Origin of the sequence: Okeania sp. SIO3I5 (assembly GCF_010672085.1) — a bacterium.
GTDB lineage: Bacteria > Cyanobacteriota > Cyanobacteriia > Cyanobacteriales > Microcoleaceae > Trichodesmium.
Window position 1 is genome coordinate 19660 of sequence record NZ_JAAHHT010000101.1, and the last position, 11300, is coordinate 30959.

Annotated in this window: 11 protein-coding genes; 7 read left to right on the forward strand and 4 right to left on the reverse strand. The window is 37.4% G+C overall.

Going from position 1 to position 11300, the window contains the following annotated elements:
* Window positions 1-285 precede the first annotated feature (285 nt).
* Entirely contained in the window at window positions 286-1296 is a 1011-nt protein-coding gene (locus F6K40_RS21580) for a phosphoribulokinase (RefSeq protein ID WP_483143774.1), read from the reverse strand.
* 1855 nt (window positions 1297-3151) lie between these two features.
* Between F6K40_RS21580 and petH the strand changes: the two genes are divergently transcribed.
* From petH to F6K40_RS21600, 4 genes are all read left to right on the forward strand, one after another.
* Window positions 3152-4336, forward strand: coding sequence for a bifunctional rod-capping linker CpcD/ferredoxin--NADP reductase PetH (petH, locus tag F6K40_RS21585; RefSeq protein ID WP_293139159.1), 1185 nt, complete (start codon window positions 3152-3154; stop codon window positions 4334-4336).
* A 571-nt stretch (window positions 4337-4907) separates the two neighbouring features.
* Entirely contained in the window at window positions 4908-5168 is a 261-nt protein-coding gene (locus tag F6K40_RS21590) for a transposase (RefSeq protein ID WP_293139160.1), read from the forward strand.
* 54 nt (window positions 5169-5222) lie between these two features.
* Entirely contained in the window at window positions 5223-5375 is a 153-nt protein-coding gene (locus F6K40_RS21595; protein WP_293139161.1) for a zinc ribbon domain-containing protein, read from the forward strand.
* A 575-nt stretch (window positions 5376-5950) separates the two neighbouring features.
* Window positions 5951-6475, forward strand: a complete 525-nt coding sequence (locus tag F6K40_RS21600) for a hypothetical protein (protein WP_293139162.1) — start codon at window positions 5951-5953, stop codon at window positions 6473-6475.
* 363 nt (window positions 6476-6838) lie between these two features.
* On the opposite strand, the gene F6K40_RS21605 is transcribed toward F6K40_RS21600, so the two are convergent.
* Window positions 6839-7543, reverse strand: a complete 705-nt coding sequence (locus F6K40_RS21605) for an HAD-IA family hydrolase (protein WP_293139163.1) — start codon at window positions 7541-7543, stop codon at window positions 6839-6841.
* A 424-nt stretch (window positions 7544-7967) separates the two neighbouring features.
* Window positions 7968-9164 carry an NAD(P)/FAD-dependent oxidoreductase gene (locus F6K40_RS21610; RefSeq protein WP_293139164.1) on the reverse strand — a complete coding sequence of 399 codons (1197 nt, stop codon included), beginning with the start codon at window positions 9162-9164 and terminating at the stop codon, window positions 7968-7970.
* Between the two features lie 497 nt (window positions 9165-9661).
* Between F6K40_RS21610 and F6K40_RS21615 the strand changes: the two genes are divergently transcribed.
* On the forward strand, window positions 9662-9991 hold the full coding sequence (locus F6K40_RS21615) for a DUF433 domain-containing protein (RefSeq protein ID WP_293139165.1): 330 nt from the start codon (window positions 9662-9664) through the stop codon (window positions 9989-9991).
* 4 nt (window positions 9992-9995) lie between these two features.
* Window positions 9996-10355, forward strand: a complete 360-nt coding sequence (locus F6K40_RS21620; protein ID WP_293139166.1) for a DUF5615 family PIN-like protein — start codon at window positions 9996-9998, stop codon at window positions 10353-10355.
* Between the two features lie 19 nt (window positions 10356-10374).
* Here F6K40_RS21620 and F6K40_RS21625 read toward each other — a convergent pair whose 3' ends face one another.
* Window positions 10375-10860 carry a hypothetical protein gene (locus F6K40_RS21625; protein ID WP_293139167.1) on the reverse strand — a complete coding sequence of 162 codons (486 nt, stop codon included), beginning with the start codon at window positions 10858-10860 and terminating at the stop codon, window positions 10375-10377.
* A gap of 258 nt (window positions 10861-11118) precedes the next feature.
* On the opposite strand from F6K40_RS21625, the gene F6K40_RS21630 reads away from it, so the two are divergent.
* Window positions 11119-11289: a hypothetical protein gene (locus F6K40_RS21630; protein ID WP_293139168.1), complete on the forward strand. Its 171-nt coding sequence runs from the start codon at window positions 11119-11121 to the stop codon at window positions 11287-11289.
* Window positions 11290-11300 lie beyond the last annotated feature (11 nt).

The following is an 11300-nucleotide window of genomic DNA, read 5'->3' on the forward strand; positions in this document are numbered from 1 at the left end:
ACTAAGTTAGAGTATTTATAAATGTCCACGTCCCAAATGGGTAGTGCCATAGCAGTCGAAGCAAAGGTTAGGACGTATAAAAAGCCTAAAACTCAGACACAGCAAGATTTTTCCTTCTGCCTTTTGTTATATATCTCCCAAACCTCTACTTGTCGATCAAAAAAACGCGAGGTCAAATTGACAACTCGCGCTTATCTAAACATGAAAAGTCGCCCTAGAAGGGCGAGACTTTAAACCCAATTTTTTGGTAAGGAAGCAATCAGTAAAAAATTTGTCCCTTTATACTTATGAAACTGCTGCTGCTACCTTTCCATCTACATTTGTAGAAGTCAAACGCTCATAAGTTGCACGCATTTTCAAACCAACTAAAACTTGGAACAATCCACTACCATTATTAGAACCTGGATAGTCTTGATGGTTCATCATTGCGTGGGTCATTTCACCATAGTATTTAGTAGAAGTATTGCTGAGGTGTCCTTCAACGTAGATCATTTCTTCGAGGTTATCAAAATTACCATCTACTTCTAAGACAGAGACTTCATTGCCGAAATAGGAATCTGGACCATAATACATTTTAATTCCTGGATATGAACAAGTAAGTTTACGTCCACAAGGAATCCAATTAATAGTAGACCCTTCGTCAAATAGATAAACCGGCTCAAAATCTTTGACACCTTCACGTTGGATCAAGCGTACCCGTAAAACCTTATGTTCCTTGTCATCAGGAATCAATTTGGTGGCCAAAATTTGAATTACCACATCTGCATAAGCCTTTTGTGAGTCAATATAGGCTTCAAAATCGGGACGACGGGCATTAATAGAAGCAAGTACATCCTCGTAACGGTGGCCTCTTTCCGCCATATCACGCTTGATTTTCCAAGCAATTTTCACCTCATCACTAATATCTAGATAGACACTAAAATCAATGAGTTCTCGTACACGCTCATCATAGAGAGGATGAAGACCCTCAATTACCACAATATGATTGGGGTGAATTTTTTCTGGTGGGTCAATCATGCCAGTTTCGTGGTTATAAATTGGCTTATCAATAGACTGACCACTCTTGAGGGCCTTAATTTGCTCGTACATGAGGTCAAAATTATTGGCCCTTGGATCGAGAGCAGTAATTCCTGTTTCCTTACGTTGCTTACGATCTAGACTATGATAGTCGTCTAGGCAGATAACTGTAACGAAATCTTCTCCAAATACATCTGTAATTCGGCGCAAAAAAGTAGATTTTCCGCATCCAGAATCTCCGGCAACTCCAATTAAGACTACTTTTTCTGGTATTTTCACAATAGATTCCCTCTAAAACAAAACAAAGGTTTACTGACCTATCCCATGGTTTCTTTGTGGGTGAGTCTAGGCTTCTTAGTAAGTCCAAGACAAATTCCTAAGAATTTCTGGAATTGTTTTAAGTCTTGTAATTTTCCACTCAAACTATATCTATGATTTGAACATCAACCTCACCCTTTTTTCTTACCCCATGTCCATGATGAGAGAGTTAAGGTTTTTTAGGGAAGTCAGCTAAATCAATATAAATATATAGGTCTAATAAACTTAGGTCTACATAAAACGAATTCCCTGGAGAGGCTTGCTTTGCTACACGCTAGAATGCTGAAACAACCTCTGCTCCTTGGAGCCTTGGACAGACTTGGAAGCTATTGACTCTAAGTCTTTATTACTAAACTAATTTTTTTGAAATATTCTCCAGCCTGAATTGGCAGAGATTCAGACAAAGCCGTAGCTCTTCGGCTTGTTGACGTTTCTTATGGTGCTTTACCACTCCTTTAGTTCCCCTCGTGGGAAGGGATAGGGGAGGGTTATGCTTCCCGATCTGTCTGTTTAATGTCTCCCTTTCACTTTCGCTGCGCGACATCGCGACATAATAAAGCAAAGCTCCTCTGTTTGCGCACTATTCCGCAGGAAAGGAGGTATGCCCTCTGGCGACTAATATATTTTGCTGTAATGATAAGGCATTGTTTGAAACAAAATCAACTCAAAAGTCACACTAGAAGGTCGAGATTTTAAACCCTACTTTTCGATAAAATATCATATCAGAATGGGATATTCCCTACAAGGATCAAAGAAAATTAAAGCTTAATCTAATATATTCTCTACGAATCTCTACCACAGACCAAAAGTATTTTTTTATGTCAGTTGTCTTTAAGAAGAAGCATTATAGCGCTACACCCATGTCAGAAGTTGGAAGTTAGAAGTAATGTATGACTGAGTTTTGCCTCCTCAAATGCTGCACAAACAACATTTAGTAAGGTCCGCACCCTTTGGTTTGAGTGATAGAAGTCCATTTATTATTGACTTTTGACCAAAAAAATCAAGTTGATACATAGCTAAGTAATTCACCTGTGGAGTGGGAAAAACTTTCTTAGTCTTCCAGATATCTTGAGTGATGGGGCAATATTTTTGACTTTTGAATCAATATATTGTAGCGCTACGCAAATACATTAGGACATTCCTCTGTTTCCTATTCCCTTACAACTCAAATTTATTGTCCAACACCAAAAGACATAGTGCTATAGTTACAGAATTGGCCAATAATGAAAATCTTCTTCAAAAAAAACTTAAATGTGAACAAAATTGAAATTCTTGTTGGTGAAAAGTTGGTATTGACTCTTTCTAAAAGAGAAGTCATTTCAGTTATCAGTTAAATGTTATTTTATCTCTGTTTATAAAAGCTCGATCGACTATATCAGGGTAAAAAAAACTGAAAAACGATCGGTTTGACCATAAAATCAGGTCTCAAACCTCCCCAATAAAGGGAATAAAAAGCGGTCGGCAAGGGTCTCAGTCCGTAGGATGGGATGGATGAGTTACCGGCGCCATATCCAATCGACCAAGAGAAAAGAAAATTCAATATTTCAAGCCTCCCTATTCCAGGAGGTACTGATAACTGATAACTGAAATGACTCATCTCAATAATTCTGCTATGAGAAGAGTTTCTAATCAGATTAGGAATTAGGAAATCAACAACATTACATTAGGAAAACAAAATTTTCAGTCGAAATATAAAGTTAGTTAAAAAGTGCTGGCCATTATGCCATAGTATCTTAAAAAACACTTAAATACAAACGCTCATCATCTCTTGGCAATATACTTGATCTAGATAGAGAAGCAAACAAAGAAAATTCAGATGGGATTCGGTGTAAAAACAAACACAGAATACGGTAATCGTAATTTTGTATATGAAATAGAAGGTCTACGTCAGAGTGAAGCTACTGACAAATTCAATAACCCTATCCGTAAGAGTGGGACTGTCTATATTACAGTACCTTATGGTCGCATGAATCAAGAAATGCGACGAATTGCACGGATGGGAGGCAAAATTGTCAGCATCAAAACTCTGAGCGAACACTCTCAAACTAATGGTCAAACAACTAACACAGGAGAAAAAAATAAACCCATGACTCAAGCTAAACCTAAGTCAGATAAAAAGGATGTTCCTGTAAACACCTATCGTCCCAAAAATCCTTTCATTGGTAAGTGTCTTTCTAATCAAGAATTAGTCCGTGAGGGTGGCGACGGTACTGTTCGTCACTTAAAATTTGACCTTTCTGGTAGCGAGCTAAAATATGTCGAAGGTCAAAGTATTGGTATTATCCCACCAGGAACAGATGCTAAAGGTAAAAATCACAAGTTAAGGCTTTATTCCATTGCTTCAACTCGCCACGGGGACGATCTTAACGATCAAACTGTGTCTCTCTGTGTACGCCGTCTAGAATACAATCATCCAGAAACAGGCGAGAGAATATATGGTGTATGTTCTTCCTACTTATGTGGTTTAGAAGAAGGCGCTGATGTAGCTATTACTGGGCCTGTAGGTAAAGAAATGTTGTTACCTGATGATGAAGACTCAACTATTATTATGATTGCAACAGGTACGGGAATTGCTCCTTTCCGTGCTTTCATCTGGCGGATGTTCAAAGAAAGAGAACAAAATCCTGATTATCAGTTCAAAGGTTTAGCTTGGCTATTCTTCGGTTGTCCCTACACTCCTAATATCCTCTACAAAGAAGAACTTGAAGAACTGCAACGTCAATTCCCTGAAAATTTCCGCGTAACTTATGCTATTAGTAGGGAACAAAAGAATAAAGACGGTGGCAAAATGTACATTCAGCACAGAATTCAAGAAAATGCTGAGGAATTGTGGGGATACATTCAAAAGCCTAATACTCACACTTATATTTGTGGTCTCAAGGGTATGGAAGGTGGAATTGATGAAGGAATGTCTGCTGTTACCAGTCAGTTTGATGTTGATTGGACTGAGTATCAGAAGGAATTGAAGAAAGAGCATCGCTGGCACGTTGAAACTTATTAATATGTTGGCGATCGCGAGTACCATTGATACTTGTGCATTCATCAAAAACTCAAAAGTCTAATAAAATAGCGATTAATAAATCGCTTCATGTCTTATATCATGTCCGGATAATTGGTGATAAAAAAAACTTGCTCCTCCTTATATAGCAGTTTTTAGCATAGTGAAATACATCAATTATCGATCCCCCATTATCCCCCTTAAGAAGGGGGACTTCCAGTTCCCCCCTGTTCAAGGGGGGTTAGGGAGGATCTCCTGACTCCTGACTTTTTCCTAATTTATTTATACCTGTTCATCCGGACATGATATTATAACTTAGGGACCTTTGAAAATACCCAAAGTTTAAAAAGAAGGGTAAACATGATTCATTCACAATAGATAATTGTGGAAAACCAATAGAATTAAATGGATGGAATCATAAATTACCTTTTATTGGTATGGTCAAAACTTATGAACCAATTGAAGCAAGAACTAAAAAAAGTAGACAAGCGGGTTCATGGTATCTCAGTTGTAGCTATGAATTTCATTCTCATACTACACCCAAAAAACTGATGTTATTGGTGTAGATTTAGGTGTGAAAACCCTAGCTACACTAAGTGATGGTCAAGTTGTGACAAGTCTGAAACCACTTCAGAAATTTGAAGCTAAGTTATGTAGGCTGCAATACCTAAATCGTGACAAAGAGGTAGGCTCTGCTAACTGGAAAAAGGCACAACAGAAGATAGCTAGATTGCATAGAAAAGTAGCAAATATCCGTAAAGATGCACTTCATAAATTGACAACAGACTTAAGCCTTGAACCACGGCAGAGTTGTCATAGAAGTATGACAATGTAAGTGGAATGTTACGCAATCATAAGCTGGCGAAATCAATTAGCAGATAGTGATTTTATGAGTTTAGAAGACAGCTTGGATATAAGTGCGAATGATACGGTTCTGAAGCTATGGGTAGTTGATAGGTTTTTTCCATCATCAAAAACTTGCTCCTACTGTGGTCATGTCCAAGATATGCCCTTGCATCTGAGAACTTATGATTGCCCGTGACAAGTGGGTTATCAATAGACAGAGATTTAAACGCAAGTATAAATTTAAGAAATGCGGTCGGCTTGGCCGTTAATGCCTGTGGATGAGTAACCGCCGACGGCCTCAGTTGTTTGCGCAGCATTCCGTAGGAAAGCAGGAAGTAAACATTAAAATGTCGCTATATGCGGTGCGACCCCGCGTCGCCGATAGGCGCAAGGGAACGCGCACCAAGAGAGACGTTTGATATCGGTTTTATGAAGCAGGTAGAAAATACTTCTCCTTTTTTAGCTTTTTGTACAAATATAGCAGTCGAACCAAAGGGCGCGGACACATCAACAGCCTAAAACCCAGACAAAGCCAGATTTTTTCTTCTGTCCCCCCTTTCAAAGGGGGGTAGGGGGGATGCCCTCTACTTTCTGCCTTTTGCTATAACAATTGTTTGTGATATGAGCAACAAATTCTGATAGTATTAGATGGGTTAAGTTACTAACAGATTGATACAGAAAATGAAAATTTCCTAAATATTTTCTGGTATCTGGGTTAGTAACAAATCTCTCAAATTCTAATTAATCTAAAATCATAATTAGGAGAAAAAAATGAACTTTGGCAATCTTGCTAAAATTGCTGCTGGTGTTGCTGGTGTTGCTGCTACAGGCTATGGTGTCAAAAAAGCTGTAGATTATTTCCAGAATCGTGGTCAAGAAGAACCAGATCCTGAAACAACTGAAGACGCAGAAGTAGAGCTAGAGGCAGATGATATTGCTTTTGCTACTCTGGAACCTGAGTCAGTACAGCCTTTTCTTGATAATAGTTTTGGTGCTGAAGGTCGTTATGTTCCTACTCGTCCACCTAAAGTATTTGAATATCAAGAGCAAGACTATCTGGTAATTTGGACTTACGATAACGAGAAGGAAAAAAATCAATTGTTGGCTTTCCAATGTACTGAGGATAGTCGGCAAATGGTTGCTAGTGTAGGATATACTGCTGATGCTACTGACTATAATGTTAATTTGGATGGAACAAATTTAGCTGTGGAAATTAGTGGTAATGGGGAACAAATTACATCTGGTCAAGGTGAAACTGATGGTACAGATGAAGTTGATTTAGTTCCCGTTGGCTAATTTTATTGGCTTTGGTAAATATATAATGCTTTTGATAGTTTAATGGTTCATAAATACTGAAGACCATTACCTAATTACTAATCCCATTTTGTTGATTAATTAAGTGGTAGTGATGCACGATTGGTATTTATAGATGACTATAATTACTGCCTAAACTATCATATAGAAAAAAAATCTGCTCTAAACTGAGCAGATTTTTACTGTCAACATCTACTTTTGGGAGGCTTCTATCATCCGCTGGTTATTATCGAAATATTTTTAACTATTTAATAACAAAAATTAAATTGTTATACAATAGTAGTAAACTATAATAAATATTACATCTAAATATAGCTAAATAGGGAAATTAACCCCTGATTTCAATTAGAGAAAGTAACAATTAAAATAATCTAACAGTGTAGCAAACTGATTTACTTCTGGCTGTGAAACATTATTTCTATTGAGCCAAAATGCCTTGATACCGATATTAATTGCACCTTCATAATCAGCGGTAAAACTATCTCCAATATGTACAACTTCCTCAATAGTACAATTACATTTTTGTAAGGCGGCAGTAAAAATTTTCTGGTCTGGTTTAGCTGCTCCTACTTCTGTAGAAATAGTCACATTATCAAAAAAGTCTGCTAACTTCAACGCTGGTAAAACCTGATGAATTCGGGAATCAAAATTAGACAAAACTGCTAACTTGATTCCACTTTCATGCCACTTAGTTAAGGCAGGTTTTACATCAGAATAAACAAACCAAGGGGCAGCAGTAGCAAAATAATCATAGAGTTCGTCAAAAAAATTCTTAAAGTCAGAAAACTGCTCTAATACTCCTACTTTTTTATAAGTTTCAGCAGCAACTTGACACCACCATTCAAACTCCAAGTTTGGTATTTTGGCAGATTCTGCTCCAGGAAATGCCATTGGTGGTGCTGCTTTAAAACTTTCAAAAAAAGCTTGATTTAGAGTAACAGGTGAAACATTTACTCCCCACTTACTAGCGAATTGTTGATAAATTTCACCTACACTACCACGAACACCAAACAAAGTACCGACAGCATCAAGAAAAATAATTTTAGTCATAATCAGGGAATAGGGAATAGGGAATAGGGAATAGGGAGGAAGAAATCAAGACGACTATTTATCACTTACAGCGGTTTTCATTTGTGTAGACCACAGTAGGGACGTTCCATGGAACGTCCCTACAACGTTTTACTTGTGAAAATGTGGTTCATCAATTTGAAAAGCGCTGTAAAAATCTAGGAATATATTTACCTAAAACGTCTCTATATATTAGACATCTCCAGAAAAGAGGGAACAGGGAACAGGGAACAGGGAACAGGGAACAGGGAACAGGAAGAAAGAATAGATAATTTCTGGATCATAATTGATTTGATTTTTAATTTTCACGCCTATGTCTATTAGATTTCAATCCCTTAAAGTCTTACTGCTCTTAGATTTATAGGGAATAGGGAACAGAGAATAAAGAACTAATCATCAATAAACCTTACAAACTTGAGAACATTTCTTGAATAGGATTAACTATCCAATTGAAACCCACTTTGATCTGATGCTCCAAGGTTGGCAACCGATACAGATAAACTAAACGCCTTGCCAAATGTGCTATCTGACCATCTAATTTAATGCCTAAACTGGTAAGAGTTGCATTGTCAAGTCCTAATGCCATCATTTCACCCAATGGTTGATAACGGAATGGCAATAGAGGGCGTCCAGTCAAAGATGCCCAGATATTCCAGGCGGCATAATCTGATTGTTGTATTGCTACTTGAGCAGTGGTGGGAACTTTTTGCCCGTCTGCATCTTGGCATTCTGCTAAATCTCCGATCGCAAATATTTTCTGATCGTCTTGCACTTGTAGAGTTGCACTGGTAATAATTTGTTCGCGCTGATTTTTTGTCAATGGTAACGACTGCACTACTGGAGCAACTTTTGTACCAACTGTCCACAAAACAATATCTACAGGGATGGTGTCAAGTTGCTCTTTATATTTTAAGGAAATTTGAGTAGCTTCTATGGATTCTACTCCTGTTTCTAGATCGATCCAAATATTGCGTTGTGACAATGCTTTAGAAGCAGTTTCCCGGTTAAAGTCTGGGGAGGTTCGCAAAATCATTTCGCTGCGTTCGACTAATCTAATTCTACCCCTTTCTTGTAAACGATCTGCTAATTTACAAGCTAGTTCTACCCCACTATAACCACCACCGATAACAGCAATCCGAATTTTCTCGCGGTCGGATGCTTCTAAAATTCGCAATTTTTCTTGAAGACGGTAAGCATCATTAACTGTCCGGAATGGGATAGCGTATTCGGCAGCACCAGGAACAATTTCCAGAGGTGTTTCGCCTCCCATTGCTAAAACGAGGCGATCGTAACTGAATGCTTGACCATTTTCTAGTTCGACTTGTTGTTGGTTGATGTCAATTCCGGAAACCACACCTTGACAAAAGCGAATATCGGTGTTTGCTAATAATTCTGCAAATGGTGGGGCAATTTCCCAGGTTTGCAGTTCCCCGGTGACGAGTTCGTATAATAGTGGGGCAAAGAGGAAGCGATCGCGTTGATCTATCAAGATTATTTCAGGTTTTTTTGATGATTCCCAGGGAAACTGGATTAGACGGAGGGCGGTATAAAGTCCACCAAAACCGCCACCGAGAATACAAATGCGCTGAGTTGTTTCAGTCATAGTTAGGGTAAGAGGATAATTTTAAGGTCACTTCTTTATTAGGATAGCAAGAAATTTAAAAGTCAAAAGTCAAAAATCAAAAGCCAAAAGTAAGATTTTATCGGTTCAAAATAGTAAATTGGTATAAGTTAGGTAGGCATAATTCAATGTAATCAGATTAAACCTAGTAGGGGTTTGGTTTCCAAACCCTCTACAACTATCAAACCCTCTACAACTATCAAACCCTCTACAACTATCAAACCCTCTACAACTATCAAACCCCTTACAACTATCAAACCCCTTACAACTATCAAACCCCTTACAACTTTTAGTTAAATCAGATTAAAGCTAGTAGGGGTTTGGTTTCCAAACCCTCTACAACTATTAAACCCTCTACAACTATCAAACCCCTTACAACTATCAAACCCTTACAACTTTTAGTTAAAGATTATATAATTATCAAATTGAAGCATAAAAATTTTGATTTCAGCAATTTTTAATAATGAGGAGATGAAAGAATGAAATTAGAGGATTATTTTGAATTTTTAAACCCTGATGACATTAGAATAAAAGGACATCGTATTGGTATTGATGATGTCATAGCTTATTATTGGAAAGGATATACACCAGAAAAAATTCAGACTGAATTACCTACTTTAAGTTTAGAAAAAATTTATGCTACTATTACTTATTATCTGCACGATCAGGATGAAATAGATGCTTATATGTCACGGTTAGCTGCATGGCGGGAACAGCGTTATCAAGAATGGTTAGCTTCTGAACCTTCACCTGTGGTAAAAAGGATTAGACAAATTAAAGCGCAGAAAGAAGAAAACATAACTAAATAGATAGATGAAAATCCGTTTTTTACTGGATGAAAATTTGTCGCCTCAGCTAAAAATAGCTGTATTAAATATTAACTCATCCATAGATATTTTGCGAGTAGGCGATCCAAATACCCCGCCCCTGGCCACACCAGACCCAGATATTTTAGTTTATCTAGAATCATCACAAAGACTACTGGTAACAAATAATCGTAAAAGTATGCCTGGACATTTACAACTTCATTGGGAAAATGATCGGCATATTTGGGGTTTATTTTGGTTACGTTCAGAGATAACTTTAGGCAGATTAGCTGAAGAAGTTTGGATGATTTGGGAAACTTCTGAAGCTGAAGAATGGATAGATAAAACAGATTGGATTCCTTTTTAATATTCACCAGCAAATTTCCTTAATCTTCGTCTTCATCTGGCGGTCTAGTAATAATATCAAACAGAATTTTTGCTAAATCATTTTTCTCATCAATTTCTTGAATTTCTTCACTTATTGCCTTAGCTTTTGCCAAATCTCCCATCTTTGCTATAATCAATCCGGAAGCAGCATAAGCGGTAATAAATAGATTAATTTGTTGCTCATTTTTCCGATTAGCTAATATACTTTTTACCTCCTGCCAATCTGACGGTAAATTTTCTCGTTTTTTAACTTCAGCCATTACTTTATGTGCCAATTGAAGCGACATTTTCATATTATTTTTATAGAAAAAATAACGATAAGCACCTATCAAAATATCCAGATTTCCATCAGTCTTAGCTAAAGCTTGATTAATATAATTTTCTGAAGTTTCTGTATCCTCCCAATTTTCTACAGCTAACATCAATAAACTTTTGACATCTTCAGGCACATCATACCAGGAAAACTTATTTTCTTGAACTTGCATTTGTTTCAGATAAAAAATATAGATAATAATTACCTTAAACTAGAAAAAATTGAAAATCTGCTAATCTTAATAACATTTTTACTTCTGTAGGTTGGGTTGAGCTTGCGTTAGCGGAGCTTATCCGGAGGATAAACCCAACAGATATAGCTGAAGTCAGAAGTTAGAAGTCAGAAGTCAGAAGTTAAATTCGTAGCACGGACTAAATTTGAGAGGAGCGAGAATGTCCTAACCGCCCTAGGGAGTGCTATATAATTTCAGATGAACAACGCTACTTCATGGGAGCAAGATGCTCCCACTGTTCCCTTGACCAAAATCATTACAATAAACTATTGTTATCAGGACTTACGCAGTACCACTATATCTAGTATGGGCGAATGCCATTCGCCCCTACGGATGGTATATGATTTAGTATGGACTTGGTTGTATTAGCGAGGCCGACT